Source organism: Micrococcus sp. 63XJN7_6_ISO-PGPR-S23-444 (assembly GCF_058072765.1).
In genome coordinates this window covers 2,226,225-2,251,491 of sequence record NZ_CM176516.1, presented here as the reverse complement: position 1 = coordinate 2,251,491, position 25,267 = coordinate 2,226,225, and the positions used below count along the sequence as shown (strand labels likewise).

General features: G+C 72.8%; 24 protein-coding genes and 1 pseudogene. 21 read left to right on the top strand and 4 right to left on the bottom strand.

The genetic code is table 11. From position 1 onward, the window contains the following. Nucleotides 1–26: 26 nt before the first annotated feature. From AC3RJ9_RS10365 to AC3RJ9_RS10310, 12 genes and pseudogenes are all read left to right on the top strand, one after another. Nucleotides 27–620, top strand: a complete 594-nt coding sequence (locus AC3RJ9_RS10365) for a rhodanese-like domain-containing protein (protein ID WP_052007121.1) — start codon at nucleotides 27–29, stop codon at nucleotides 618–620. Nucleotides 621–626: 6 nt separating this feature from the next. Then, entirely contained in the window at nucleotides 627–1,409 is a 783-nt protein-coding gene (locus AC3RJ9_RS10360) for a sulfite exporter TauE/SafE family protein (protein ID WP_080696032.1), read from the top strand. A gap of 72 nt (nucleotides 1,410–1,481) precedes the next feature. Beyond that, entirely contained in the window at nucleotides 1,482–1,757 is a 276-nt protein-coding gene (locus tag AC3RJ9_RS10355) for a metal-sensitive transcriptional regulator (protein WP_044659303.1), read from the top strand. Between the two features lie 74 nt (nucleotides 1,758–1,831). Beyond that, a pseudogene (locus AC3RJ9_RS10350) lies at nucleotides 1,832–1,990 on the top strand (hypothetical protein); the annotation flags it as partial. A 283-nt stretch (nucleotides 1,991–2,273) separates the two neighbouring features. Beyond that, on the top strand, nucleotides 2,274–4,031 hold the full coding sequence (locus tag AC3RJ9_RS10345) for an ABC transporter ATP-binding protein (RefSeq protein ID WP_129866969.1): 1,758 nt from the start codon (nucleotides 2,274–2,276) through the stop codon (nucleotides 4,029–4,031). After that, entirely contained in the window at nucleotides 4,028–6,133 is a 2,106-nt protein-coding gene (locus AC3RJ9_RS10340; protein ID WP_489727659.1) for an ABC transporter ATP-binding protein, read from the top strand. The genes AC3RJ9_RS10345 and AC3RJ9_RS10340 overlap by 4 nt, the downstream gene beginning before the upstream one ends. A 372-nt stretch (nucleotides 6,134–6,505) precedes the next feature. Continuing rightward, the gene (locus tag AC3RJ9_RS10335) at nucleotides 6,506–6,676 is read left to right on the top strand and encodes a hypothetical protein (RefSeq protein ID WP_020621742.1); all 171 of its coding nucleotides are present in this window, start codon (nucleotides 6,506–6,508) and stop codon (nucleotides 6,674–6,676) included. A gap of 13 nt (nucleotides 6,677–6,689) precedes the next feature. After that, a complete protein-coding gene (locus AC3RJ9_RS10330; RefSeq protein WP_227717954.1) occupies nucleotides 6,690–7,436 on the top strand; it encodes a hypothetical protein in 747 nt (248 codons plus the stop codon). Further along, the gene (locus AC3RJ9_RS10325) at nucleotides 7,433–8,488 is read left to right on the top strand and encodes a hypothetical protein (protein WP_020621740.1); all 1,056 of its coding nucleotides are present in this window, start codon (nucleotides 7,433–7,435) and stop codon (nucleotides 8,486–8,488) included. Before AC3RJ9_RS10330 ends, AC3RJ9_RS10325 begins: the two co-directional genes overlap by 4 nt. Further along, complete coding sequence (locus tag AC3RJ9_RS10320) at nucleotides 8,485–9,171, top strand: ABC transporter ATP-binding protein (protein ID WP_020621739.1); 687 nt, start codon at nucleotides 8,485–8,487, stop codon at nucleotides 9,169–9,171. The genes AC3RJ9_RS10325 and AC3RJ9_RS10320 overlap by 4 nt, the downstream gene beginning before the upstream one ends. Nucleotides 9,172–9,187: 16 nt before the next feature. Further along, on the top strand, nucleotides 9,188–10,282 hold the full coding sequence (locus AC3RJ9_RS10315; protein ID WP_049147055.1) for a hypothetical protein: 1,095 nt from the start codon (nucleotides 9,188–9,190) through the stop codon (nucleotides 10,280–10,282). Between the two features lie 63 nt (nucleotides 10,283–10,345). After that, nucleotides 10,346–11,857, top strand: a complete 1,512-nt coding sequence (locus AC3RJ9_RS10310; protein ID WP_020621737.1) for a SulP family inorganic anion transporter — start codon at nucleotides 10,346–10,348, stop codon at nucleotides 11,855–11,857. Nucleotides 11,858–11,867: 10 nt separating this feature from the next. Here AC3RJ9_RS10310 and AC3RJ9_RS10305 read toward each other — a convergent pair whose 3' ends face one another. Continuing rightward, nucleotides 11,868–12,281 (bottom strand): VOC family protein, encoded by a 414-nt coding sequence (locus AC3RJ9_RS10305; RefSeq protein WP_020621736.1) that lies wholly within the window; start codon nucleotides 12,279–12,281, stop codon nucleotides 11,868–11,870. Between the two features lie 143 nt (nucleotides 12,282–12,424). Between AC3RJ9_RS10305 and AC3RJ9_RS10300 the strand changes: the two genes are divergently transcribed. The 4 genes from AC3RJ9_RS10300 to AC3RJ9_RS10285 all read left to right on the top strand — a co-directional run bounded on the left by AC3RJ9_RS10300 (nucleotide 12,425) and on the right by AC3RJ9_RS10285 (nucleotide 16,026). After that, nucleotides 12,425–13,378: a CPBP family intramembrane glutamic endopeptidase gene (locus AC3RJ9_RS10300; RefSeq protein ID WP_036317511.1), complete on the top strand. Its 954-nt coding sequence runs from the start codon at nucleotides 12,425–12,427 to the stop codon at nucleotides 13,376–13,378. 1 nt (nucleotide 13,379) lies between these two features. Next, nucleotides 13,380–14,792: an MATE family efflux transporter gene (locus tag AC3RJ9_RS10295; RefSeq protein WP_036341608.1), complete on the top strand. Its 1,413-nt coding sequence runs from the start codon at nucleotides 13,380–13,382 to the stop codon at nucleotides 14,790–14,792. 60 nt (nucleotides 14,793–14,852) lie between these two features. Beyond that, complete coding sequence (locus tag AC3RJ9_RS10290; RefSeq protein WP_095347681.1) at nucleotides 14,853–15,434, top strand: hypothetical protein; 582 nt, start codon at nucleotides 14,853–14,855, stop codon at nucleotides 15,432–15,434. 190 nt (nucleotides 15,435–15,624) lie between these two features. Further along, on the top strand, nucleotides 15,625–16,026 hold the full coding sequence (locus AC3RJ9_RS10285; protein WP_002856779.1) for a hypothetical protein: 402 nt from the start codon (nucleotides 15,625–15,627) through the stop codon (nucleotides 16,024–16,026). Between the two features lie 10 nt (nucleotides 16,027–16,036). On the opposite strand, the gene AC3RJ9_RS10280 is transcribed toward AC3RJ9_RS10285, so the two are convergent. Both AC3RJ9_RS10280 and AC3RJ9_RS10275 read right to left on the bottom strand, forming a co-directional pair. Further along, nucleotides 16,037–17,020, bottom strand: a complete 984-nt coding sequence (locus AC3RJ9_RS10280) for an L-lactate dehydrogenase (RefSeq protein WP_145950800.1) — start codon at nucleotides 17,018–17,020, stop codon at nucleotides 16,037–16,039. Nucleotides 17,021–17,117: 97 nt separating this feature from the next. Continuing rightward, on the bottom strand, nucleotides 17,118–17,909 hold the full coding sequence (locus AC3RJ9_RS10275; RefSeq protein ID WP_036341617.1) for a CGNR zinc finger domain-containing protein: 792 nt from the start codon (nucleotides 17,907–17,909) through the stop codon (nucleotides 17,118–17,120). A gap of 167 nt (nucleotides 17,910–18,076) precedes the next feature. Between AC3RJ9_RS10275 and AC3RJ9_RS10270 the strand changes: the two genes are divergently transcribed. Next, on the top strand, nucleotides 18,077–19,732 hold the full coding sequence (locus tag AC3RJ9_RS10270) for a thiamine pyrophosphate-dependent enzyme (protein WP_036341620.1): 1,656 nt from the start codon (nucleotides 18,077–18,079) through the stop codon (nucleotides 19,730–19,732). Nucleotides 19,733–19,764: 32 nt separating this feature from the next. Here the strand turns inward: AC3RJ9_RS10270 and AC3RJ9_RS10265 are convergent, their stop codons facing one another. Continuing rightward, nucleotides 19,765–20,325: a GNAT family N-acetyltransferase gene (locus tag AC3RJ9_RS10265; protein ID WP_036341622.1), complete on the bottom strand. Its 561-nt coding sequence runs from the start codon at nucleotides 20,323–20,325 to the stop codon at nucleotides 19,765–19,767. A 340-nt stretch (nucleotides 20,326–20,665) separates the two neighbouring features. On the opposite strand from AC3RJ9_RS10265, the gene AC3RJ9_RS10260 reads away from it, so the two are divergent. The 4 genes from AC3RJ9_RS10260 (at nucleotide 20,666) to exaC (ending at nucleotide 25,221) form a co-directional block, all read left to right on the top strand. Next, complete coding sequence (locus tag AC3RJ9_RS10260) at nucleotides 20,666–21,673, top strand: IS481 family transposase (protein ID WP_206495873.1); 1,008 nt, start codon at nucleotides 20,666–20,668, stop codon at nucleotides 21,671–21,673. Between the two features lie 40 nt (nucleotides 21,674–21,713). Continuing rightward, nucleotides 21,714–22,151 (top strand): DUF779 domain-containing protein, encoded by a 438-nt coding sequence (locus AC3RJ9_RS10255; protein WP_063189308.1) that lies wholly within the window; start codon nucleotides 21,714–21,716, stop codon nucleotides 22,149–22,151. After that, nucleotides 22,148–23,575: a helix-turn-helix domain-containing protein gene (locus AC3RJ9_RS10250; protein WP_145950799.1), complete on the top strand. Its 1,428-nt coding sequence runs from the start codon at nucleotides 22,148–22,150 to the stop codon at nucleotides 23,573–23,575. Before AC3RJ9_RS10255 ends, AC3RJ9_RS10250 begins: the two co-directional genes overlap by 4 nt. Before the next feature lie 122 nt (nucleotides 23,576–23,697). Further along, on the top strand, nucleotides 23,698–25,221 hold the full coding sequence (gene exaC, locus AC3RJ9_RS10245) for an acetaldehyde dehydrogenase ExaC (RefSeq protein WP_041103406.1): 1,524 nt from the start codon (nucleotides 23,698–23,700) through the stop codon (nucleotides 25,219–25,221). Nucleotides 25,222–25,267: the final 46 nt, after the last annotated feature.

Here is a 25,267-nt window from a genome sequence, read left to right as displayed (position 1 = left end):
CAGACCAACCCCGAGGAGCCCCTCCCATGAGCGTCACCCTGTCCCCCGTCGCCCCGCGCGACCTGAAGGCCGAGCTGGCCGCCCGCCCCGACGCCGTCGTGCTGGACGTGCGCACCCCCGGCGAGTTCGAGACCGAGCACATCGCCGGCTCCTACAACGTGCCGCTGGACCTGCTCCAGGAGCACGCGGACGAGGTCGCCGCCCGCCTGGACGGCACCGCGGTGCTCGTCTGCCAGTCCGGCAGCCGGGCCGGCACCGCCCAGGACCGTCTGGCCCAGGCCGGCTTCACCTCCGCGCGCGTCCTGCAGGGCGGCATCTCCGCCTACGCCGAGGCCGGCGGCGAGGTCGTCCGCAGCGGCAACCGCTGGTCCATGGACCGTCAGGTCCGCATGACCGCCGGGTCCATCGCGCTGGTCGGGGCCGTGGCCTCCCAGGTCGGCTCGAAGCGGTTCGGCCTCATCCCCGCCGCGATCGGCGCGGGCCTGTCCTTCTCCGCCGTGTCCAACACGTGCGCCATGGCGTCCGTGCTGGCCAAGATGCCGTGGAACCGCCCCGCGCAGGAGCGCTCCGCGGGCGACGTGATCGGCCGCATCCCCACCGGCGCGGGGAAGCGGAGCTGACCCGTGATGTGGATCGTCCTCGCCCTGGCCCTCGTGGTCGGCCTGCTGCTCGGCCTCATGGGTGGCGGCGGGTCGATCCTGATGGTGCCCCTGCTGACGTACGTGGCCGGCCTCGAGCCGAAGCAGGCCATCGCGGGCTCCCTGTTCGTGGTGGGTGTGACCTCGCTGGTCTCAGTGCTGCTGCACTCGCGGCACGGCACCGTCCGGTGGCGCACCGGCCTGATCTTCGGCGCGGCCTCGATGGTGGGTGCCCTCCTGGGCGGCGTCGTCGGCGGCTTCCTGCCGGGGACCCTGCTGCTGATCGCCTTCGCGGTGATGATGCTCTTCACGGCGTGGGCCATGATCCGGCCCAAGAAGACGCAGCCGGCGGCCGCCCCCTCAGTGGAGGCCTCGGCTGACGTCGAGCCCCGCCGCCACCCGCTCGGGAAGATCCTGCTGGAGGGCGTCGTCGTCGGCTTCGTCACGGGCATCGTCGGCGCCGGCGGCGGGTTCCTCGTGGTCCCTGCGCTGGTCCTGCTCGGCGGCCTGCCGATGTCCGCTGCGGTGGGCACGTCCCTGCTGGTGATCGCCATGAAGTCCTTCGCGGGCCTCGGCGGCTACCTGACCAGCGTGACGCTGCCGTGGGACCTGCTGCTGTGGGTCACCGGTGTGGCCGTGGTCGGTGCGCTGATCGGCGTTCCGCTCATGAAGCGGGTCCCGGAGAAGGCGCTGAAGAAGGGCTTCGGCTGGTTCGTGCTGGCCATGGGCCTGGTGATCCTCGTCCGGGAGCTCATCGGTCTCCTCGTGTGACATCCGGCGACGTCGCCGGATACCCCTGGGGATATGATTCCCCTCCCCGCCACCGTGACAAAGGAGGTCGCCGTGCGCACCGCCGACGCCGAGACCCAGCGCAAGATCCTCAACCGCCTCAAGCGGGCCCGCGGCCAGCTGGACGCCGTCATCCGCGAGGTCGAGGGCGAGGGTCGCTGCAAGGACGTGGTCACGCAGCTCTCCGCCGTCTCCACCGCGCTGGATCGCGCCGGCTTCGCGGTCGTCTCATCCGCCATGCAGTATTGCCTCGCCGACCCCGAGAAGGCGGAGGACGAGGAGAAGCTCACCGTCGCCGAGCTCGAGAAGCTCTTCATGACCCTGGCCTGACCGGCCACCCCGAAGCCCCCTCGCCGAAAGGATCCCTCATGTGCCGTCCGGCGCGCTGACCCGTCTGCCGCAGGGCCACCTGGGCCGGATGCGGCCGGCACGTCGAGTCCCTCAAGGCCGTCGTCCCCGCGGCGCAGTGGTGCGATGGCCGTCACCCTGATGCCGAGCGCGACGCAGCCCGCGCGGGCCGTGCCGGGGCCGCAAGGTTCTTCGCGAGGCTCTTCGGGCGCTGAGCCAGGCGTTCCGGGGGCGTGAGCCAGATGTTCGTGCTGTTCTGAGGGACCCTCAGCCGCGGAAACGTCTGGCTCACGCCCCCCGTCTGGCGTCGCTCAGTCCTCGTACGGGTCCGCCAGCGGGTGGTTCGGCAGCCGGCTGTCCGGGGTGCGCCCGCGTCCCCTCGACGACGGCTGCTGCCCGCGCCCTCCCGCGGCTGGGGCACAATGAGCCCGGCCCCCTTCGGCCCACCTCACTGCAGCCCACGCGGCCGCGCGCCCATCCCGACTCCCTGGGAGCCCCATGCTCTGGACCCTGCTCCGCCGTCACGGCCGGCGCTATCGCGGCGCCGTCGCGGCCGTCGTCGTGCTGCAGCTGATCAGCACGCTGGCCATGCTGTACCTGCCCAGCCTCAATGCCCGCATCATCGACGAGGGCGTAGCCCGCGGCGACACCGCCCGCATCTGGGACATCGGCCTCGTGATGCTCGGCGTCGCGCTGGTGCAGGTGGTCGCCGCGATCGCCGCCGTGTGGTTCGGGGCGAAGGCCTCGATGGGCGTCGGCCGGGACCTGCGCCGCGCCGTCTACACCCGCGTGGACGCGTTCTCCGCGGAGGAGCTCGGCCGCTTCGGCGCCGCGACCCTCATCACGCGCGGCACCAACGACGTCAACCAGGTCCAGATGCTCACCCTCATGGCCCTGAACTTCATGGTGGCCGTGCCGATCATGGCGGTCGGCGGCATCATCATGGCCATCCGCGAGGACCCGGGCCTGTCCTGGCTCGTGTGGGTCTCCGTGCCGGTGCTGCTGGTGATCGTGGCGTGGATCGTCGCCCGTCTCATGCCGCTGTTCCAGCGGATGCAGGACAACATCGACGACGTCAACGGCGTGCTGCGCGAGCAGATCCAGGGCATCCGCGTGGTCCGCGCGTTCGTGCGCGAGCGCCACGAGACACGCCGGTTCACGGACGCCAACGCCGCCCTGACGGAGACCTCCGTGCGGATCGGCCGGCTGTTCGTGCTGCTCGGCCCGGTCATCACGATGATCCTCCACCTCGCCACCGCCGCCGTCCTGTGGTTCGGCGGCGAGCGCGTGGACGCGGGGCTCGTGCAGGTCGGCGCGCTCACCGCGTTCATGCAGTACCTGCTGCAGATCCTCATGGCGGTGATGATGGGCACCTTCATGATGATGATGCTCCCGCGCGCCGTGATCTCCGCGGGCCGCATCGGCGAGGTCCTGGACACCGTCCCCACGCTCGGTGAGCCGGTCCGCCCGGTGACCCCCGCGCGTCGCGACGGCGCCGTGGAGCTGCGCCACGTCACCTTCCAGTACCCCGGCGCCGAGGCGCCGGTGCTCGACGACGTGAGCTTCGCCGTCGCCCCCGGCACCACGACGGCGATCATCGGCTCGACCGGCTCCGGCAAGTCCACGCTGATCAGTCTGCTGCCGCGGCTGTACGACGCGACGTCCGGCGAGGTGCTCGTGGACGGCGTGCCGGTGACCGACCTGGCCCGGGCCGAGCTGACCGAGGCCGTGGCCCTCGTGCCGCAGAAGCCGTACCTGTTCTCCGGCACCGTGCGGGAGAACATGCAGTTCGGGGCCCCGGACGCCTCGGACGAGCGCATCTGGGCGGCCCTCGAGACGGCCCAGGCCGCCGACTTCGTGCGCGCCCGCACCACCGGCAAGGGAGAGGCGGCGGCCTCCGGTCTGGACTCGCGGCTGTCTCAGGGCGGCACGGACGTCTCGGGCGGCCAGCGCCAGCGCCTGTCCATCGCGCGTGCCCTCGTGGCCGAGCCGCGGGTCCTCGTGTTCGACGACTCATTCTCCGCCCTGGACGTCACCACCGACGCGCGGCTGCGGGCGGCGCTCGACCGCGCGGCGGCCGGGGTGACCCGGATCGTCGTCGCCCAGCGGGTGGCCACCATCACCGACGCCGACCAGATCATCGTGCTGGACGAGGGCCGCGTGGTCGGCCGCGGCACCCACGCCGAGCTGCTGGCGGACAACCAGACCTACCGGGAGATCGTGGACTCCCAGCTGACCGCGGAGGACGTGGCATGAGCGAGCACCTGACGGACGAGGAGATCCTCGAGATCCAGGAGCAGGGCGCCACCGACGACTGGGGCGGCGGGCCGGCCCGCAAGGCCAAGGCGTTCTGGCCGTCCGCGAAGCGGCTCATGAGCCTGTTCCGCACGGAGAAGCTGGGCCTGGTGGTGGTCGCGCTGATGGTGCTGGTCGCCGTCGTGCTCAACGTGTGGGCCCCGCACGTCCTGGGCCGGGCGATGGACGTGATCTTCGGCGGCGTGGTCTCCGCGCAGATGCCCGGCGGGCTGAGCCGCGAGCAGGTCATCGACGGGCTGCGCGCCCAGGGCGAGGACCAGGCCGCAGAGATGCTCTCCGGCATGGCGTTCACGCCGGGCGAGGGGATCGACTTCACCGAGCTGGGCCGGCTGATCCTCATCGTCCTGGGCATGTACCTCGTGGCCCAGCTGTTCATGTGGCTGCAGGGCCGCGTGCTCAATGACATCGTCATGCGCATCGTCTTCCGCCTGCGCGAGGACATCGAGGCCAAGATCAACCGGCTGCCGCTGAGTTACTTCGACCGCGGGCAGCGCGGCGACCTGCTCTCCCGCGCCACCAACGACGTGGACAACGTCCAGCAGGCCCTCCAACAGGCGTTCGCCTCGCTCGTGTATTCGGCGCTGACCGTGATCGGCATCGTCGGCATGATGTTCTGGCTGTCCTGGCAGCTGGCGCTCATCGCCCTGATCGCGCTGCCGGTGGCCGGCGTGGTGGTGGGCGTGATCGGCAAGAAGTCCCAGGCGCTCTTCTCCGCGCAGTGGCGGGAGACGGGCCGGCTCAACGGGCACATCGAGGAGTCGTTCACGGGGCATGAGCTGGTGACCGTGTTCGGCCGTCAGCGGGACATGGCCGCGCGCTTCGACGAGCGCAACGAGGAGCTGTACGAGGCCGCGTTCACGGCGCAGTTCTACTCGGGGATGATCATGCCGATCATGCAGTGGGTGAACTGGCTGGGCTACGTGGGCATCGCGGTGGTCGGCGGCCTGCGCGTGGCCAACGGGCAGATGACCCTCGGCGCCGTCACCGCGTTCATCCAGTACTCGCGCGAGTTCAACCAGCCGCTCGGGCAGATCGCCGGCATGTCCAACATGCTGATCTCCGGCGTGGCGTCGGCTGAGCGCACCTTCGAGCTCCTCGACGAGCCGGAGGAGACCCCTGATGGCACCCCCGCCCGCACCCCCGACGGCACTTTCGTTTGGGAAACGGCGCCCTCCGAGAGCGCTTTCGTTCGGGAAACGGCGCCCTCCGCCATCCCCGGGCCCGACGGCGTCGCCCACCTCCCGCGCCCGCTGCGCGGTCGCGTGGAGTTCGAGCATGTGCGCTTCTCCTACACGCCGGAGAAGCCGCTCATCACGGACCTGAACTTCGTGGCGGAGCCGGGGCAGACGGTCGCGATCGTCGGGCCGACCGGTGCCGGCAAGACCACCCTGGTCAACCTGATCATGCGGTTCTACGAGGTGGACGGCGGGCGGATCCTGCTGGACGGCGTGGACACCCGCACGGTCAGCCGCGGCGAGCTGCGCGCCGCCACCGGCATGGTGCTCCAGGACGCCGTGCTCTTCGGCGGGACCATCCGGGAGAACATCCGCTACGGCCGACTCGACGCCACGGACGAGGAGGTCGTCGCGGCGGCGAAGGCCACCTACGTGGACCGTTTCGTGCACACCCTGCCCGACGGCTACGACACCGTGATCGAGCAGGACGCCGCCAACGTGTCCGCGGGCGAGCGGCAGCTCATCACCATCGCCCGTGCGTTCCTGGCCCAGCCCTCGCTCCTGATCCTGGACGAGGCCACCTCCTCCGTGGACACCCGCACCGAGGTGCTGGTCCAGGGCGCGATGGCGGCGCTGCGCTCGGACCGCACGAGCTTCGTGATCGCCCACCGCCTCTCCACCATCCGGGACGCGGACGTCATCCTCGTGATGGAGGACGGCGACATCGTGGAGCAGGGCTCGCACGATCAGCTGCTGGCCGCTCGCGGCGCGTACTTCCGGCTGTACAGGAGCCAGTTCCAGGGCGGGGAACAGGCGGAGGAGCAGGACGACGACGGCGCGCCCGCCGCGCGCGAGGACGCCCGCTGAGGCCGGGGCTGGATGGCGCCGGCGCCCAGCCACTGGCCGCTGGCGTCGCTGCGACACGGGACCACCCGATGACCTTCTCGATCCAGGTGCCGGTGAGTTTCACGAGCCCGCACCTCTCCGGAGCCGGAGGTGTACGGGGCTAGGGCGCGCGGCGGTGACGGGAGTATCGAAACCCGATCGTCGGGCCACCCCTGCCGGTGTGGCCGCGCTCATTCGTCCCCTGAGATTGCGCATCCGTCACGCGCAGGACCCTCTTGACTCCCTGGTGGGGCACGTCTGTGGACCGACCGAGAATTCTCTGGACACAGGGCGAGCACCTTCATAGAGTGTGATGTAGATCACGACTGAGCGTGAACCATAAAGAGGAGCGACATGGGTATGAAGCAGCGGATTTCTAAGGTCGGTGCCGGCGTGGCCGTCGCTGGACCGTTGGCCGTCTCCGGTGCGGTGCCAGCGCAGGCGCTGACGGACTCCGGTCGGCAGGACTGCAGCGCAGGACTCCTCCTGTCGGGCACCTACGGCTACTGCTACTACCCGTACTGACTCGCCGGCACCGATGACTTCATTACGCATTCCTGCGACGGCCGCCCTGGTGGCGGCCGTCGCCCTGACCCTCACCGGCTGCGTCGGTCGGGAGTCTGCGGGCCTCGGCGGTTCATCCACGGTCGCCGCTCCCCCCACCGCGACGGCCGAGAAGACCTGGGACGCCTCGCAGTGGGTTCCCACCGAGAGGATCGAACCCCTCCTGACGACGGAGGCGGAGAAGGAGCGCGCCTACCGTGAGCAAGTCGCGCGGCACGCTCAGGGGGCGGGAATGCCCGCGCCGCCTCAGGTGGAGCGCTCCGGGTGGTACGCCACGTCCCTCGAGTCGGACCGCATGGTGTCCACATGCCTGGCCGAGGCCGGGTGGCCGAACTCGGTCGGTCCGACCGGGGGAATTCAGATCGACACCCCACCTGAGTCCCAGAGGTCTGCTTTCGAGGCGGCCTACGTGACCTGCTACGCACAGCACCCGGTGGATCCGAGCTACACCCAGGACTGGACCGATCCGCAGCTCCGCCTCGTCTATGACTACTGGGACCAATACCTCATCCCGTGTCTCGAGGCCTACGGCTACACGGTCGACACCTCCGCGCGCCCCTCCAAAGAGGCATTCGTCTCCGCGTTCTACACTCCAGGCCGCCACCAGTGGTGGCCCTTCGCGGACAGCATGAGGGGCGTGTCGGCAGAACGCCAGGCCGAGGTCGCGCAGACATGCCCGGAGCTTCCGCCGCAGGATGTCTTCTGGGGGTCATCCGGATGAATCGCCCCGCCCGCTGGGCCGCCCTCGTCCTTGCGCTCGTGGCCGTCGCCGCGCTCGCCTTCTGGGCCGGCCGGGTCACGCTCACCCCTCCGGCTCAGGCCGAGCAGCGTCCGGCCGCGAGCGCCCTCGTCACCGTCGCCGAGCAGGAGCTCGGCCGCGTCATCACCCTCGGCGTCTCCGTGTCGCGCGAGCAGACGCCGGCGGCGGTGAACGCGCTGACCGGCGTCGTCACCCGGGCCGGAGAGTCCGGCGAGGTGGCTGCCGGGGAGGTGCTGTACGCCGTCGCCCAGAAGCCCGTGCTCGTCCTCCAGGGCGAGCTTCCCCAGTGGCGCCCTCTCGGGGAGGGCACTTCCGGCGACGACGTCGCCGCGTTCCAGCGCATGCTCGCCGCCACCGGCGCGAAGGTGGAGGCCACCGGCACGTGGGACGAGGCCACCGCGGACGCCTGGGACGACTGGCTCACCGAACGCGGCTACCCCGCCGCGGACACCGTGGAGCTCGGCCAGCTCGTGGTCCTCGACGCCCTCCCCGCGCCCCTCAGCGTGGACGCGAAGACCACCGCCGTCGGCACCACCCTCGCCGGCGGCGAGAACGTGGTGGCCCGCCCCGGCGACCAACCGGACTTCGCCCTCGAGGTCAACCAGGAGCAGGCCGCCCTCATCCCGGCCGGCACCCAGGTCACCGTGCCCCACGGCGAACACGAATGGAAGGCCGTCGCCGGCGAGTCCACCTCCGACGAGCAGGGCCTGATCCGCATCACCCTCACCGCCCCGGACGGCGGCGTGGTCTGCGGCGAGGACTGCGACACCCTGCCCGCCGACGCCACCACCTCCCTGCTCTCCCAGGTCAGCGTGGTCCCGCCCGTCTCCGGGCCCGTGGTCCCCGTGTCCGCCCTGCGCACCCAGCCAGACGGCGCCGCGACGGTCACGGTGGTCCGGGACGGCGCCGCGGAGGACCGCACCGTCACCGTCCTCGGCTCCGCCGACGGCCTCGCCGTCGTGGACGGCGTGGACGCCGGCGAGCAGGTGCGCGTGCTGAACGGCACCCGATGACGGGGCCCGCCACCCCGGGCACGCCCGCCGCCCCCGTCGTCCCCGCCGCCCTCGCCGTCGAGGACCTGCGCTTCGCCTATACCCGCGCCGCCGAGGAGCTGTTCGACGGCCTCACCCACGCGTTCACGCCGGGCGCCGTCACCGCCCTCACCGGGCCCTCCGGGCGCGGCAAGTCCACCCTCCTGTACGTGCTCGGGCTCATGCTCACGCCCACCTCCGGAGTGGTGCGCCTCGGCGACGTCGACGCCTCCACCCGCCCGGACCGGGAGCGCTCCCGCCTGCGCGCCACCTCCGTGGGATTCGTGTTCCAGGACTCGGAGCTGGACCCGTCCCGCCCCATCCTGGACTCCGTGGTGGAGCCCGGCCTCTACGCCGGGTTGGAGCGCCAGACGCTCGAGGACCGGGCACGGGCGCTGCTCGAGCGCTTCGGCCTCGCCCACCGCGCCGACCACCGGCCCGGGCAGGTCTCCGGCGGGCAGGCGCAGCGGGTGGCCGTGTGCCGCGCCCTCGTGAACGCGCCCGTCGTCGTCCTCGCGGACGAGCCCACGGGCAACCTCGACCCGGACAACGCCGGCCTCGTCATGGACGCCCTCGCCGATGCCGCCGCCGAGGGGCGCACCGTGGTGGTCGCCACCCACGACCCCGCCGTCGTCGCCCGCGCCGACGAGGTGGTGCGGCTGTGAACCGGGAGGACCGCCCATGAACCTGCGCACCCTGCTGCGTGAAGCCGTCACCGCCGCACGCACCTCTCCCGTGCCCTCCGCCCTCGTGCTGCTCGTGGTGGCCGCCATGTGCTTCGCCGCCGTGGCCACCGTGGGCAGGCAGGCCGCCACCGAGGCGGCCGTCGCCGCAGAGCTCTCCGGCCCCGGCGCCCGCGTGCTCACCGTCACCGACACCGGCGGCACCGGTTTCCTCACCGGCGCCACCGCGGCCACCCTCGCCGGACTCGACACCGCCGAGGCCGCCCTCGCCCGGGACTCGCCCATGGACGCCGTGAACACCGGGATCGGCCGGGGCGGCGCCCGCGTGGCCGTGACGAACGTGGTCGGCACCCTGGACCGTGGCATCGTGCTGACCCGCGGCCGCCTGCCCGCCCCCGGCGAGGTGGTGGTCCCCGAGGCCAAGCTCGCCGAGCTCGGCCTCGCCCAGCCCTCCGGAGCGATCGAGGCCACGGACGGCGGCCAGTGGGCCGTCGTCGGGGCGTTCCAGGCCCAGGACCCCTTCCAGGACCTCGACGGCTACGCCCTCACCGTCCCCGCCGCCCCGGACGCCCTCGTGATGCAGCAGGTCCGCGTCCTCGCCGCCGACACCGCCGGCACCCGCGCCATGCAGGAGGCCGCGCTCGCCGTGATCGACCCCGACCCGCGCGCCTCCTCCATCCAGACCGCCCGTGCCCTCTCCGCCGGCAACCAGGTGATCACCGGCGAGCTCGCCGGGCTCGGACGCTCCCTGCTGCTGCTGATCCTCGGAGCCGGCGCGTTCTTCGTGTCCATCGTGGTGCTCGCCGACGTCCTCATCCGCCGCCGCGACCTCGGCCGCCGCCGCACCCTCGGCATCGGCCGCGGAGACCTGATCCTGCTCGTGGCCGTGCGCACCGCCGTGCCTGCGCTGCTGGGCGCCGTGCTGGGCTCCGGAGCCGGGTACGCCGTCGTCGCCGGCCAGGGCGGGACGCTGGGGGTGGACTTCGTGGCGGCGGTGGCCGTGCTGGCCGCCCTCACCGCGCTGCTGGCCAGCCTCGCCCCGGCGGCGTTCGCCGCGTTCCGCGACCCCGTGCGGGTGATGCGGACGGCGTGAGGGGTGGCGGGCGGGCCCGCTCACCGGCGGGCACCCCGCCCGCGCACCGCTACCCTCGGGAGCATGCCCGCCTTACCCGCCGCGCCCCCGCCTGCCCTCACGCCGCTCCAGCGGCAGTCCGTCCTGCGCACCCTGCGCAGCCCTCGGCTGCTGGGCACCGAGGTGTTGGCCGCGGTCGTGGTGGCGCTCGCCCTGATCCCGGAGGCCATCGCGTTCTCGATCATCGCGGGCGTGGATCCGCGCGTCGGGCTGTTCGCGTCCTTCACCATGGCCGTCACCACGGCGATCGTGGGCGGCCGGCCCGCCATGATCTCCGCGGCCACGGGGGCGGTGGCGCTGGTCGTCGCACCGCTGTCCCACGCGTACGGGGTGGGGCACCTGCTTGCCGCGATCATCCTCGGCGGCGTCATCCAGATCCTGCTCGGCGTGTTCGGTGTGGCCCGGCTCATGCGGTTCGTCCCGCGCTCGGTGATGGTGGGGTTCGTCAACGCGTTGGCCATCCTCGTGTTCACCTCGCAGCTGCCCGAGCTGATCGGCGTCCCGTGGCTCGTGTACCCGCTCACGGCGTTGGCCCTGGCGATCGTGGTGCTGTTGCCGCGGCTCACCACGGCGGTGCCGGCGACGCTCGTGGCCGTCGTCGTGGTCACCGCCCTGGTGATGGCCGCCGGCCTGGCCGTGCCGCGCGTGGGGGACCGGGGCGCGCTGCCGGATGCGCTGCCCGTGCTCGGCCTGCCGGACGTCCCGCTGACGTGGGAGACCCTCCGGTTGATCCTGCCGTTCAGCGTCGGCATCGCGTTCGTGGGGTTGCTCGAGTCCCTGCTCACCGCGAAGCTCGTGGACGACATCACCGACACCCGCTCGGACAAGACGCGCGAGTCCTGGGGGCAGGGTGTCGCGAACGTGGTCTCGGGGTTGTTCGGCGGCATGGGCGGCTGCGCCGTGGTGGGGCAGACCATGATGAACGTCAAGGCGAACGGCGCCCGCACCCGGATCTCCACGTTCCTCGCGGGCGTGTTCCTGCTGGTGCTCGTGGTGGCCTTCGGCGGCTTCGTGGCGCAGATCCCCATGGCCGCGCTCGTGGGCGTGATGATGTTCGTGGCCGCCGCCACCTTCGATTGGCATTCGGTGCGCCCCGCCACCCTGCGCGCGATGCCGCGCTCGGAGACCGCCGTCATGGTCGTGACCGTGGCGGCCACGGTGCTCACTCACAACCTCGCGATCGGCGTGGGTGTGGGCGTGCTCGCTGCGCTGGTGCTCTTCGCTCAGCGCGTCTCGCGTCTGGTCACGGTGGTCCGCGAGGTCCACGACGACGGCGACGCCGTCACGTATCGCGTGCACGGCGCCCTGTTCTTCGCGTCCTCGAACGACCTCTACTCGCAGTTCGAGTACGCCCTCGACCCGCCGCGCGTCGTGATCGACATGAGTGCCGCGCACGTGTGGGACGCCTCCACTGTGGCCGCGCTCGACTCGGTGCTGACCAAGTACGCCCGGCACGGGATCCACGCCGAGGTGACGGGGCTGAACGAGGCCTCCGCGGCGATGCACGCGCGCCTCACCGGGCGACTCGGCGCCTGAGCCGGCGGGCTCAGGCGGTGACGAACTCCCACTGGTGCCCGTCCGGGTCGACGATCTCGCGGGAGTGCATGCCGGAGTCGGCCATCTCCTCGCGCAGGTCCTCGGGCAGGGGCACCTCGGCGGCGCCGAGCTCGATCGCCCGGTCCGCCAGGGCGTCCACCGCCGCGGCGTCGCCGACGGTCAGCGCCATGAGGGCGGAGTTGGTGGTGAGGCAGTCGGCGATCTCACGGTTGCCGATGAAGTCGGTGTAGTAGCCGGGGCTGAGGTACATCGCGTACGTCGACTCGGTGAGCTCGATGCACACCGAGTGCTCGTCCGAGTAGTCGTCCATTGCGGTGGCGCCCAGGGTCGTCCAGAACTCACGGATCCGCTCGGTGTCCGTCGTCGGGAGGTTGATGAACACCGGCTGGGAGAACAAGGCCATGGGGAGCACCGTAGACGAGGCGTTCGGCCCGCCGCCACCGCGCGCGTGTCGCGGGCGCGCGGGCGTGGCGTGGGCCACGGAGCCGCTCCCGACGACGGCGCCCGCGGCCTGGCGCGTCCGCCCCCGTTGGTAGCGTGGCCGCCATGAGCGTTCCTCCCTCTGGCCCGCCGGCCGGTCCGCCCGCCGGCTGGCCGCCGTCGGGCCGGCCGTCCGCCCGCCGCGCCGCCGTCGCCCCGAGCCTGCACGGGCACCCCGGCGCCCCCGGTGGCGTCCCCGCCGGCTGGCCCGGCCGCCGGCCCGCGGCCCGCCCCGCGCCGGACTGGACCCCGGGTCGGTTCCACTGGGGCGACGCCGTCGTGGTGCTCGTGTACGTGGCGCTCATGGTGCTCGGGCTGGGGCTGTGGCTGGCGGTGTCGCTCGGCCTGGTCCCCGGTGACCTCGAGGCGTTCGACCTGGTCCGCGACGGGTTCACGGTGAACATCGTCAGCTACGCGATCCTCGTGGTGCTCGTGCTGGCCGTGGCCTGGCGCCCGCTCGTGACGTCGCTGCGGGTGTTCCGCACGGGGACGTGGTGGAAGCTGTTGCTGCTGCCCGCCACGTGGCTGGCGTGCATCGTCGTGAACGTGATCGTGCTGAGCCTCATCGGGGAGGCGCAGACCAGCGCCAACCAGGCCGCGCTCGAGGAGATGACCACGCAGGCCCCGCCCGTGCTCATGATCCTCATGACCGTGGTGGCCGCCCCGCTCGTGGAGGAGTACCTGTTCCGCCACCTGCTGATCGGCAAGCTCTCCCGCTGGATCAACGTGTGGGTGTGCGCCGTGGTCTCCGTGCTCGCGTTCACACTCCTGCACTTCCTCGGCACCGGCGGCGACTTCCGGCTCGTGGAGACCGTCCCGTACCTGACCCTCGCGGTGGCGATCACGGTGTCCTACATCCTGATGGGCCGCTCGTTCGGGTACGCGGTGCTGCTGCACATGGTGAACAACGGCATCGCCATCGCGATGCTCTACCTCGTGGCCCCCCTGCTGCCGGACACGCTGCCCGGCCCCACTGCCCCGACCACGGCGCTGGCCCCGCTGCTGGCCCTGCTGGGCTGAGATGGCGGGACCCTCCGGCTCGACGGCGGCGCCCGCCCCGCAGGACGCGCGCGCCCTCACGCGGCGCATCCTCGCGCTCGCGGTCCCCGCGTTCGGCGCGCTCATCGCGGAGCCGCTGTTCCTGCTGGCCGACACCGCGATCATCGGGCACCTGGGCACGGCCCAGCTGGCCGGCGTCGGGATCGGCACCACCATCCTGCACACGCTCACCGGCCTCATGATCTTCCTGGCCTACGCCACCACCCCGGCGGTGGCCCGGCTGATCGGGGCGGGGAACCTGGCCGCCGCGATGGACCGCGGCCGCGACGGCATCTGGCTGGGCCTGCTGCTCGGCGCGGTGCTGGCCGTCCTCGGCTGGCTCGCGGCCCCCGCGCTGACGGCGGCCCTCGGCGCGACGGGCGAGGTGCAGGCCCACGCCGTCGCCTACCTGCGCTGGTCCATGCCGGGGCTGCCGGCCCTGCTGGCCGTGCTCGCCGCCACCGGGGTGCTCCGCGGCCTCCAGGACACCGTGACGCCGCTCGTGGTGGCGGGTGTGGGCTTCGGCGCGAACATCGGGCTGAACGTGGCCCTGGTGTACGGGCTGGGCTGGGGCGTGGCCGGCTCGGCCATCGGCACGTCCGTGGTGCAGTGGGCGATGCTCGTGACGTACCTGTTCGTGCTGGCCCCGCGCTTCCGCCGCTCGGGCACGGCGTGGGCGCCCCGTGCCTCGGGCATGCGCGCCACGGCCCAGGTGGGGTCGTGGCTGCTGCTGCGCACCGCGAGCCTGCGCGCGGCCATCCTCATCACCGTCATGGCCGCCGCCGGCGCGGGCGACCTCACCCTCGCCGCGCACCAGCTCGTCTTCACGCTGTTCTCCACGCTGGCGTTCGCCCTCGACGCCCTCGCGATCGCCGCGCAGGCCCTGATCGGCGCCGAGCTCGGGGCCGCCCGGCCGGACGCCGCCCGTCGCCTCACCCGGACGATGGTGCACTGGGGGCTGGGCTTCGGCGTCGTGACTGGGGCCGTCCTGGCCCTCGCGGCGCCGGTGCTGCCGGGGCTGTTCACCACGGACCCGACCGTGCAGGCCGCCGCCACCGTGGGCCTGTGGGTGCTGGCCGCCGGGCAGCCGGTGGCCGGGTACGTGTTCGTGCTGGACGGCGTGCTGATCGGCGCCGGCGACGCCCGCTACCTCGCCCTCGCCGGCCTCGTGAACCTCGTGGTCTACGCGCCGGCGCTCTGGGTGCTCGCGCAGCTCGCCACGGGCGGGTTCGGCTGGACCGCGGTCTGGCCCGGACCGAACGCCGCCGTGCCCGACGCCGGCGTGCAGCTGGGCCTGCTCTGGCTCGGCTTCGCGGGGGTCTACATGGGGATGCGGGCGCTCACCCTCGGCTGGCGGGCCCGGCGCGACGACTGGATGCGGCTCGGCGTCGTGTGAGCGCGTCCGGGCGGTGACGCGCGGGCCGGGCCGCGGCCGCACGGCTCCTAGACTGGGGCGGTGGCTACCGTGCAGACCCCCCTCGAGATCTCGTCCGTGGTGTTCAAGCCGATCCTGATCCGCGCCGTGGTGGCGCTGGCGTTCGGTCTGACCACCGTGTTCGTCGCCGAGCCGGGCCTGACGTGGATGAAGGTCATGTTCGCGCTGTATCTGGCATTTTCCGGCTCGGCGATGTGGGAGTACCTGCGCCGCGACCCGGTGCCCGTGGCCATGCGCTCCCCGCTGTCCCTGGCGGCGGCCGCGTGGATGCTCGGCGTGATCGTGCTGCTGTTCCTGGGGTCCCCGGCCGCGGTGGGCGTGGCGGCCGGCGCCGCCCTCGTGCTCGGCGGCGTCGCCGAGCTCGTGGCGTGGGCCCGCCACCGCCACGAGTTCATCCCCGCGCGGGACCAGCTGTGGACCGGTCTCGTGGGCTTGCTCTCCGGGGGCGGCGTGGTCGTGGCCGCCCTGCAGGGCTTCGGCCCGCACGCCCTGCTCGGCATCGCCGGCGGCGGGGCGATCCTGATCGGGGTGCTCCTGATGGTCTCCGGGCTCGGCTTCCACCACGAGGTGCGCCGGGACCGCGGCACGGCCAGGGGCCTCTGAACCGGGCCGACGTCGCCGCTCCGACCCGCGGGGCGGACGTTCGCCGGGGGAGGACCTCGGGGCCCCGAGGGGCCACCCGTCGGCCGGACGCGTAGACTGGCTCCGGTCCGCCGCGCCCCGAGGGCCTCAGCCCCGGGCGCCTGCGTGGGCCGTGTCGCCCCAGCCGCCCCCAGCCGTCAGGAGTCCCGCCGTGAGCGCACCGTCCCCCCGCCCGTCCGCCGATCGCGCCGGATCCGGCCGCCCGGCACGCGGCGGTCTGCGCACCACGGTCAAGGGCCCGCTCGTCTTCTCCGCCGTGCTCGGCCTGATCGGTGGGGTGATCGCCGGCATCACGGCCTCCGGCGGCACGCAGAATCCGCTGCGCATCGACATCGCGCTGATCGCCTTCGGCGTCTTCTTCATGACGTCGCTCGTGGTGGTGGCCATGCTGCAGCTCGCCGCGCGCGAGAACCCGGACCACCTCTCCCAGGGCTCCGGCGTGAACCGGTCCTCCGAGGAGATGTTCCGCAAGGCCGCCGCCGACCGCCGCGCCCAGGCCGCCCGGGAGCGCCGCGAGCAGGGCGGCACCGGAGGCGACGCCCCGCGCGCCTGAGGCCGGCGCCTCAGAACCCGAGGCTGCGTGCCTCCCGCCGCAGCGCGTCCGCCGAGGCGTGCAGCGCCCGCATCTCCGCGGCGTCCAGCTCGGGCTGGATCACGCGTGTGACGCCGTCGCGCCCCACCACGGACGGCATGGACAGGGCGACGTCGGAGAGCCCGTGGACGCCGTCGAGCACGGTGGAGACCGGCAGGATGGCGTGCTGGTCGCGCAGGATCGCCTCGAGCAGGCGGGTCGTGGCCACGCCGACCGCGTACGTGGTGGCGCCCTTGCCCTGGATCACCTCGTAGGCCGCGTTGACCACGGTGTCCGCGACTTCGTCCAGGTCGGCGCGGGTGAACAGCGGGTCGGCCGGCGTCGGCCACTCGAGGAGGGGCGTCGGGCCGATGCGCGCCGAGCTCCACGCGGGGAACTCCGTGTCCCCGTGCTCGCCGAGGATGGCCGCGTGCACCGACGACGCGTGGACCTGCGCCCGCGACGCCAGCAGCCACCGCAGGCGGGACGTGTCCAGCAGGGTGCCCGAGCCGATCACCCGGCCGGCCGGCAGACCGGTGAGGCGCTGGGCCACCAGCGTGAGGACGTCCACGGGATTGGTGACGAGCACGATCAGCGCGTCCGGCGCGTGCGCCTGCACCTGGGGCAGCAGGCCGCGCAGGATCTCCACGTTGTGCGCGCCGAGGTCGAGGCGGGTCTGCCCCGGCTTCTGGTTGGCGCCGGCCGTGATCACGACGACCTCGCAGCCGGCCAGGACGTCCGGGTCCGCGCCGCCGGTCATCGCGGATGCAGAGGTGAACGGGGTGCCGTGGGCCAGGTCGAGGACCTCGGCGCGGACCTTGGGCTCGTCGATGTCGTAGAGGGCGACCTCGCGGGCGACGCCGCGGATCAGCGCCGCGTAGCAGATCGCGGTGCCGACGCCGCCGGCCCCCACGACGCCGACCTTGCGGTGGGCGGGTCCGAGGGACGCGGGGGCGGCGGGGGTGTGCTCGCTCATGCCTCGCAGACTAGGGGTGTCCGGTCGGCCGACGGAACCACGAGGCCGCCCCGTCCCCCGATGTTCAGCGCCGGGTCACCTGGCGGGTGGGGCCGGGTCAGTCCTTCTTCTTGTCCGACTTCTTCTTGCGGGCCTTCTTCTCCGCCTTCTTGCGGGCCTTCTTCTCCGCCTTCCTGCGCTCCTTCTTCTCCTTCTTGGTCTCCCGGCGGGGCTCGTCGGCGGCGGCCTCGGAGTCCACGGCGGCCTCGGGCGCCTCGGAGTCCACGACGGCCTCCGGCGCCTCCGCCTCCTCCGGCCCGGCCGGATCCGCCGCGGGGGCGGACTCCGCCGCCTCGGCCAGCCGTGCCCGGTAGGAGCGCACGTGGGTGCGGTTGGCGCAGTTGGCCTCGTCGCAGAACCGCTTGGACCGGTTCCGGCTGGCGTCCACGAGCGCGTTCTCGCAGTCCTCGCCCTCGCACACGCGCAGGCGGGTCAGCTCGCCGTCCATCGCGGTCTCCGCCAGCGCGAGGGCGGCCATCGCGGCCAGCCGCTCCACCGCGTCGGCGGGGACCTGCGCCGGTGCCAGCCCGACGACGTCGCCCCCGGCCGTCAGCCGCAGCGGCCCGGCCGCGGCGAGGAGGGCGTTCACGCGCTCCACGGCGGCCGCCTCGTCCACGGCGGCGAGGGCCCAGACCTCGGCCAGACGGCCGCGGAGTTCGCGGCCACGCACGGCCGCGGCGGCGGCCAGGCGGAGGCGGACCTCGTCCTCCTGGAGTTCAGGGACGAGGGAGGGCAGCTGCGTGGCGGCGGTGAACCGCTCGTCGGCCGGCTGACCGCCCCGCAGTCCGGGGGCGGTGTTCAGGAACGCGGCCAGGGAGGCGAGGCGGGAGAGCGTCGGCGCGGAGAGCATGGGGAAATCGTACGGCGGGCCCGCCCTCCCGTCACCGGCTTCACGCCGCGTATCGGGTCGCCTCCGGCGCCGTCCCGTCCAGTACCCTGACCCCCACGGACCCCGTCTGCACGGCGGGGTGCACCCACGGGGCCGGAGGGGCCCCCGAACCAGCACAGGAGACCTCCATGTCCCAGACCTCCCAGGCGACCGGTCGCCTCTCCGCCGGGCACGTCATCGTCAAGACCCTCGAGTCCCACGGCGTGAAGCGCGTCTACTCCGTGCCGGGCGAGTCCTACCTGGACGTCCTGGACGGCCTGCACGACTCGGGCATCGAGAACGTGGTGTGCCGCCACGAGGGCGGCGCCACGTACATGGCCGAGGCCGACGGCAAGATGAACGTGGTCCCTGGCGTCGCCATGGTGACGCGCGGCCCGGGCGCCGCGAACGCCCACGTCGGCCTGCACACCGCGTGGCAGGACTCGACGGCGCTCGTCCTGTTCGTCGGCCTGATCCCGTTCGAGCACCGCGACCGCGAGGCCTTCCAGGAGTTCGACCCGCACGCCTGGTTCGGCACCGGTGCGAAGCGCGTGATGGTCCTGGACCACCCGGAGCGCGCCTCCGAGATCGTGGCCGAGGCCATGTTCGCCGCCAGCTCGGGCCGGCCCGGGCCCGTCGTCGTCGGCCTGCCGGAGGACGTGATCCGTGAGGAGATCGATGCGCACCTGCACCCGCAGATCCCCGTGGCCTCAGGCGGCATGACCGTGGGGGACTGGAAGTCCCTGCACGCCGCGCTCAAGGAGTCCCGCAAGCCGCTGTTCATCACCGGTGGCAACGACTGGACGGACGAGGGTGCGCAGACCCTGACGACGTGGCTGGAGGAGCACAAGATCCCCGCCGCCGCCGAGTGGCGCACCGAGGGCACCGTGCCGTTCTCCTCGCCGTCCTACGTGGGCCCGATCGGCTACGGCCGCCCGAAGCCGACCTACGACATGCTCGAGGAGACCGACCTCATCGTGTTCGTCGGCACCGTGCCGGGCGACGTCGTGACCAATGGCTTCACCATCCGCCAGAACTGGGACAAGAAGAACTTCCTGGTCACCATCGACCCGTCCCTGCGCGGCCGCTCCGGCCCCGTGTCCCACCAGATCGTGGCCAAGCCGGACGGGTTCATCCGCGACCTCGTCCGCATGGAGCTCGAGGTCAAGCCGGAGTGGGAGGAGTGGACCTCCCGCATGCGCGGCGAGCAGGAGAAGTTCGCGGCCCTGCCCCCGGCCGAGCCGTCCGAGGGCCAGGCGAAGATGGCCACGCTCATGGCCAACCTGGTGCCGAAGCTGCCGAAGGACTCGATGATCTCCCTCGGCGCGGGCGAGCACACCAACTGGGCGCACCGGTACTTCCCGACCGAGGGCTATCGCTCCATGATCTCGGCCCGCAACGGCTCCATGGGCTACTCGGTGCCGGGTGCCGTGGCCGCGTCCCTGAACTTCCCGGACCGCACCGTGGTGACCATCGCCGGCGACGGCGAGTTCCTCATGAACGGCCAGGAGCTGGCGACCGCCGCGCAGTACGGCGCCACGCCCCTCGTGATCGTCATGGACAACCAGGAGTACGGCACCATCCGCACCCACCAGGAGCGCCAGTACCCCGGGCGCGTCTCCGGCACCCAGCTGAAGAACCCCGACTTCGCCGCCATGGCCCAGGCGTTCGGCGGCTTCGGGGTGCGCGTGGAGCGGGACGCGGACGTGCCGGCGGCCGTGGACGCGGCGCTCAAGGCGGTCCAGGAGGAGGGCCGGTTCGCGCTCATCCACCTGATCGTGGAGCAGCGCGTCAAGGCCTACTGAGGCCGGCGGCGCGGTCCCCGCCGTCCCTCCGGTCAGGCCGCCGTCGTGGGGACGTCGAAGCGCAGCTGGGGCACGGGGAAGGGCGCACCGTCGAGGTCCGCCTCGACCCGGTCCCGCAGCACGCCCCCGCACGCACGGATCGTGGCCACGGAGGCGGTGTTCGTCTCGTCGCACGTGAGCAGGGCGGCGGGCACCCCGCGTGCGGCCAGCAGCGTCAGGGCGCCGCGCAGCAGCCGCGCGGCGTGGCCCCGCCGCCGGAACGCGGGGCGCACCGCATAGCCCACGTGTCCGTTGACGTGCCGCAGCGCCTCGTTCAGCTCCCACCGCACGGACACCCGGCCCACCAGCTCACCGTTCTCGTCCACGCCCACGTAGAAGGAGGCGGGCGCGCGGCCGGGCTCGACGTCGCCGCGCGCCTCGGCGGCGAACGCGCGGCGGACCGCGGGGAAGGAGCGGGTGCCGGCCATCAGGAAGTCGAACCCCTCCCGATGCAGCTCGGCGTCCGCCTCGCGCGCCGCGATCTCGTCCGCGGCGCGCAGCGGGCGCAGCAGGAGGCCGTCCACGGTGACGGTGGGGCTGGGGTCCGGGAGCATGTGCCGAGTGTACGAGGGGGACGCCGGGCGTGGCCGCGTGAGCCGCCCGCCGCCCCAGCCCTCGTGCTTTCCCCACTCCCTCCCCACCCCCGCGCCGTGAGCCAGACGTTTCGGTCGTGATCAGCCCCTGATTGCAGCCAAAACGTCTGGCTCGCGGCACAGCCCCCGGTCCGCCGCGCCCCCCCACGACGCCGACTGGGGTGACGTGGATCACGTTGCAGGCTAGGTGTTGTGGGTCATGAGGTTCTTGCCACGAGGCGCCGGCTGAGATGAGACGAGTGGGCCCCGCCCCGCAGGATGGAAGTTCCTCAACAACCCACCTGCCCGAAAAGACCCACTCATGACTCACGCTAACGCACCCCTGACCCCGACCGGCCGTCTCAGGATGGTCCACCGCCACCTGCACGACGGGATCCCGCAGGCACACGTGGCCGCCGAGTTCCGGGTGAGCCGGCCCACGGTGGCCACCTGGGTCGCCCGCTACCGCGCCCAGGGAGAAGCCGGCCTTCAGGACCTGCCCAGCCGGCCGCACCGTTCACCTGCCCAGCTCGATCCGGTCCTGGTCGCCCAGATCCACGCCCTGCGGCGGGAGCGCAAGTGGTCCGCACGGCGCATCCATCACCACCTCGTCTCCGAGGGCCACCGGGTGTGTCTTCGTACCGTGGGACGGTGGCTGCACCGGGCCGGGATCTCCCGCCTACGGGACCTGACCCCGGCCGGAGAAGACCTGCGCCAACGACCCCAGAAGATCACCGCGAGAGGGCCGGGGCACATGGTGCACCTGGACGTGAAGAAGATCGGGAAGATCCCTGACGGGGGCGGCTGGCGTGCTCACGGCCGGGACTCCGAGAACGCGCGAGCGGCCAAACGCGGGCCTGGCCGACGGGTCGGGTACACCTACCTGCACTCGGCGATCGACGGGTACACCCGCCTGGCCTACACCGAGGCGTTGGAGGACGAGAAGGCGGTGACCACGATCGGGTTCTTCTGCCGGGCGAGGGCGTTCTTCGCCGCGCACGGCATCACCGTGGACCGGGTGATCACGGACAACGGGAACAACTACCGGGCCGTGGACTTCACCGCGAAGGTGGTCTCGCTCGGAGGCCGGCACCACCGGATCCGGCCCTACACGCCCCGCCATAACGGGAAGGTCGAACGGTACAACCGGCTGATGGTCGATGAGGTCCTCTACGCCCGCCCGTACTCCTCAGAGCAAGCTCGGCGTGAGGCCCTGCAGGTGTGGGTGAACCACTACAACTACCATCGGCCTCATACCTCCTGCGGGGACGCCCCGCCAACCTCGTTGGCCCCGGCACGAGTCAACAACGTCATGACCTCTTACAGCTAGGGTGGGGGGACCGACGATCGCCCATCCCCAGGAGGCCGCGATGACCGTGCCGTCCTCGTCGGCGGAGCATGCGCCCGCGCTCGAGGCTCGCCCCGAGATGCCGGGCGAGACCGTGTCCCGCGTCGCCATGACGCCCGCGGCGCTCGAGCTGATCCGCCGACTCCTCCCGATCCATGGCCCGCTCATGTTCCACCAGTCCGGCGGCTGCTGCGACGGCTCCGCGCCCATGTGCTATCCCGCCGGCGACTTCACGACCGGCGCCGCCGACGTCCTGCTGGGCACCTTCGCGCTGCCGGCCGAGGGGGACCAGGCCGCCGTGGAGATCCCGTTCTGGATGTCCGCCGCCCAGTTCGAGTACTGGAAGCACACCCACCTCACCCTGGACGTGGTGGACGGGCGCGGCTCCGGCTTCTCCGTCGAGGCGCCCGAGGGCAAGCGGTTCCTGATCCGTTCGCGGTTGATGGCCGGCTCGGGATGAGCTCGACCCTCGCCACCGGTGCCTACCGGCGCGCCGTGGACCGGGCCCACGAGTCCCTCGCCGCGGTCCGCCTGTCGCTCGCGCCGTCGTCGCCCACTGCTCCGGCCGGGGCGGACCAGGGCCTGCGCGCCGCCCTTCAGGGACTGCGCCGGGAGGTCCGCGAATCCTGGCTGCGCTCCCTCGGCGCCCTCACCCCCGTGGTGCCCGGCCAGACCGACCCGGCCACCCTCGCCGACGACGACCTCGCCGCCGCCCGCCGCGAGCAGCGTCTCGCCGTGGCCCTGCCGGTGGTCCGCCGCATGCTCATCCAGCCCGCGGCCGAGGCCGGGATGCTCGCCGCGATCGGCAACGCGCGCGGCCACCTGCTGTGGGTCGAGGGCGACCGGACTGCGGTGCGCCACGCCGAGACCATGGGCTTCGTGGCCGGCGCCGACTGGTCCGAGGCGTCCATGGGCACCTCCGCCCCCGGCATCGTCCTCGCGACCGGCGCCCCCACGCAGGTCAGCCGCGGCGAGCACCTGAGCCCGCGCGTGCACCCGTGGAGCTGTTCGGCCGTCCCGCTCACGGACCCGGCCACCGGGCGGCTCGTCGGGGTCCTGGACCTCACGGGTGGCGAGGACGCCGTCAGCCACCTCGCCCTGCCTCTGCTCCTGTCCACCGTGGACGCCGTGCACGCCGCCTGGCGGGACCTGCCCGCCCCGTCCCGGGGCCGTCCCCGCGGCACCGTCCCGACGCCGGGCCCCTCGGCTCCGCCGTCCGCCTCGCCGGGGCCGAGCCCCGCCGGCGCGCCGCACCGCCACGACGAGGCCGCGGGCCTGCTGCGCGTCACCGGCCACCTGCCGCCCACGCTGGACGGGGTCGAGCTCACCGGCCGGCACGCCGAGATCCTCACCCTCCTCGCGTGGCACGGCCCGGGCCTGACCGGCGCCGAGCTCGAGGTCGCGCTGTATCCGGAGGAGACGGCCGGGCCCCGGTCCGCGCCGGGCGACGCCCCCGCCCGCGCCATCTCGCTGCGCGCCGAGGTGCATCGACTCCGCCGGGCGCTGCGGGACGTGGGGGCGCCGGTGGAGCTACTGTCCCGGCCGTACCGGCTCGTGGGGGAGGTGCACGCGGACCTGCTGTGCGCGCGGGAGGCGCTGCGCGCCGGGGATCTGGACCGTGCGCTGCACGCGGCGGTTGGGCCGGTGCTGCCGCGGTCGGCGTCCCCCGGTGTCGCCTCGATCCGCGCGGAGCTGGGGGAGGCGCTGCGCGAGGCCGTCGCCCAGGACGCCGATGTCGACCAGCTCTGGGCTTACCTGGGCCGCCCCGAGGCCCGCGACGACGTCGAGCTCTGGGGCGCCGCCCTGCGTCTGCTGCCGACGGACTCGCCGCGGCGCGCGCTCGCCGTGGCCACGCTCGAGCGGATCGAGCGGGACCTGGCCTGAGCCGGCCCGCCCCTCACCCGCGCCCGGCTGCAACCTTCGTGCAACCTCCCTGTGACTAGGGTCACAGCCACGGCAGGGCGCCACCCGGCGCCGAGGCAACCGCAGGCAAAGGAGCCAGCACCATGACCGTCTACGCATTCCCGGGCACCGAGGGAGCCAAGGTCGAGTTCAAGTCCCGCTACGAGCACTTCATCGGCGGAGAGTGGACACCCCCGGTCAAGGGCCAGTACTTCGAGAACGTCACGCCCGTGACGGGCAAGGTGTTCTGCGAGGTCGCCCGCGGCACGGCCGAGGACATCGACGCCGCCCTCGACGCCGCCTGGAAGGCCGCCCCGGCCTGGGGCGCCACCTCGCCGGCCGAGCGGGCGCTCGTGCTGCACCGCATCGCGGACCGCATGGAGGAGAACCTCGAGATGCTGGCGGTCGCGGAGACGTGGGACAACGGCAAGGCCGTCCGGGAGACCCTCAACGCGGACGTCCCGCTGGCCATCGACCACTTCCGGTACTTCGCCGGCGCGATCCGCGCGCAGGAGGGCCGCCTGTCCCAGGTGGATGAGGACACCGTCGCCTACCACTTCCACGAGCCGCTCGGCGTGGTCGGCCAGATCATCCCGTGGAACTTCCCGCTGCTGATGGGGGTGTGGAAGCTGGCGCCCGCGCTGGCCGCGGGCAACGCCGTCGTGATCAAGCCCGCCGAGCAGACCCCGGCCTCGATCATGGTGTTCATCGAGCTGATCGCGGACCTGCTGCCGGCCGGCGTCGTCAACGTGGTCAACGGCTTCGGCCTCGAGGCCGGCAAGCCGCTCGCGCAGTCGCCGCGCATCCGCAAGATCGCGTTCACGGGCGAGACGACGACGGGCCGGCTGATCATGCAGTACGCCTCGGAGAACATCATCCCGGTGACCCTGGAGCTGGGCGGCAAGTCGCCCAACGTGTTCTTCGAGGACGTCATGGCGAACGACGACGCCTACTGGGACAAGGCACAGGAGGGCTTCACCCTGTTCGCGCTGAACCAGGGCGAGGTCTGCACGTGCCCGTCGCGTGCGCTTGTGCAGGAGTCGATCGCGGAGAAGTTCCTCGACGCCGTCGTGGAGCGGACCTCGCGCATCGTCACCGGCAACCCCCTCGACACGGACGTGATGATGGGCGCCCAGGCCTCCAACGACCAGCTCGAGAAGATCACGTCCTACCTGGACATCGGCCGTCAGGAGGGCGCCGAGGTGCTCATCGGCGGCGCTCGCGCCGAGATGGAGGGCGAGCTGGCCGGCGGCTACTACGTGCAGCCCACGATCTTCCGCGGGGACAACTCGATGCGCATCTTCCAGGAGGAGATCTTCGGGCCGGTGGTCTCGACGACCACGTTCACCGACTTCGACGACGCCATGCGGATCGCCAACGACACGCTCTACGGTCTCGGCGCCGGCGTGTGGTCCCGGAACGGCAACACCGCCTACCGCGCGGGCCGGGCGATCCAGGCCGGCCGCGTGTGGGTGAACAACTACCACGCCTACCCGGCCCACGCCGCGTTCGGTGGGTACAAGTCCTCCGGCATCGGCCGTGAGAACCACCTGATGATGCTCGACCACTACCAGCAGACCAAGAACCTGCTCGTCTCCTACTCCGAGGACAAGCTCGGGTTCTTCTGAGCCGACGCCGGCACGGCACGACCCCCTCCCCACTCCACGAAAGGTG

What these genes read in the sequence shown, in the direction of transcription:
- AC3RJ9_RS10365 (WP_052007121.1), top strand. Translation starts at nt 27, where the DNA reads ATGAGCGTCACCCTGTCCCCCGTCGCCCCGCGCGACCTGAAGGCCGAG.
- AC3RJ9_RS10360 (WP_080696032.1), top strand. Translation starts at nt 627, where the DNA reads ATGTGGATCGTCCTCGCCCTGGCCCTCGTGGTCGGCCTGCTGCTCGGC.
- AC3RJ9_RS10345 (WP_129866969.1), top strand. Translation starts at nt 2,274, where the DNA reads ATGCTCTGGACCCTGCTCCGCCGTCACGGCCGGCGCTATCGCGGCGCC.
- AC3RJ9_RS10340 (WP_489727659.1), top strand. Translation starts at nt 4,028, where the DNA reads ATGAGCGAGCACCTGACGGACGAGGAGATCCTCGAGATCCAGGAGCAG.
- AC3RJ9_RS10335 (WP_020621742.1), top strand. Translation starts at nt 6,506, where the DNA reads ATGGGTATGAAGCAGCGGATTTCTAAGGTCGGTGCCGGCGTGGCCGTC.
- AC3RJ9_RS10330 (WP_227717954.1), top strand. Translation starts at nt 6,690, where the DNA reads ATGACTTCATTACGCATTCCTGCGACGGCCGCCCTGGTGGCGGCCGTC.
- AC3RJ9_RS10325 (WP_020621740.1), top strand. Translation starts at nt 7,433, where the DNA reads ATGAATCGCCCCGCCCGCTGGGCCGCCCTCGTCCTTGCGCTCGTGGCC.
- AC3RJ9_RS10320 (WP_020621739.1), top strand. Translation starts at nt 8,485, where the DNA reads ATGACGGGGCCCGCCACCCCGGGCACGCCCGCCGCCCCCGTCGTCCCC.
- AC3RJ9_RS10315 (WP_049147055.1), top strand. Translation starts at nt 9,188, where the DNA reads ATGAACCTGCGCACCCTGCTGCGTGAAGCCGTCACCGCCGCACGCACC.
- AC3RJ9_RS10310 (WP_020621737.1), top strand. Translation starts at nt 10,346, where the DNA reads ATGCCCGCCTTACCCGCCGCGCCCCCGCCTGCCCTCACGCCGCTCCAG.
- AC3RJ9_RS10305 (WP_020621736.1), bottom strand. Translation starts at nt 12,281, where the DNA reads ATGGCCTTGTTCTCCCAGCCGGTGTTCATCAACCTCCCGACGACGGAC.
- AC3RJ9_RS10300 (WP_036317511.1), top strand. Translation starts at nt 12,425, where the DNA reads ATGAGCGTTCCTCCCTCTGGCCCGCCGGCCGGTCCGCCCGCCGGCTGG.
- AC3RJ9_RS10295 (WP_036341608.1), top strand. Translation starts at nt 13,380, where the DNA reads ATGGCGGGACCCTCCGGCTCGACGGCGGCGCCCGCCCCGCAGGACGCG.
- AC3RJ9_RS10280 (WP_145950800.1), bottom strand. Translation starts at nt 17,020, where the DNA reads ATGAGCGAGCACACCCCCGCCGCCCCCGCGTCCCTCGGACCCGCCCAC.
- AC3RJ9_RS10275 (WP_036341617.1), bottom strand. Translation starts at nt 17,909, where the DNA reads ATGCTCTCCGCGCCGACGCTCTCCCGCCTCGCCTCCCTGGCCGCGTTC.
- AC3RJ9_RS10270 (WP_036341620.1), top strand. Translation starts at nt 18,077, where the DNA reads ATGTCCCAGACCTCCCAGGCGACCGGTCGCCTCTCCGCCGGGCACGTC.
- AC3RJ9_RS10265 (WP_036341622.1), bottom strand. Translation starts at nt 20,325, where the DNA reads ATGCTCCCGGACCCCAGCCCCACCGTCACCGTGGACGGCCTCCTGCTG.
- AC3RJ9_RS10260 (WP_206495873.1), top strand. Translation starts at nt 20,666, where the DNA reads ATGACTCACGCTAACGCACCCCTGACCCCGACCGGCCGTCTCAGGATG.
- AC3RJ9_RS10255 (WP_063189308.1), top strand. Translation starts at nt 21,714, where the DNA reads ATGACCGTGCCGTCCTCGTCGGCGGAGCATGCGCCCGCGCTCGAGGCT.
- AC3RJ9_RS10250 (WP_145950799.1), top strand. Translation starts at nt 22,148, where the DNA reads ATGAGCTCGACCCTCGCCACCGGTGCCTACCGGCGCGCCGTGGACCGG.
- exaC (WP_041103406.1), top strand. Translation starts at nt 23,698, where the DNA reads ATGACCGTCTACGCATTCCCGGGCACCGAGGGAGCCAAGGTCGAGTTC.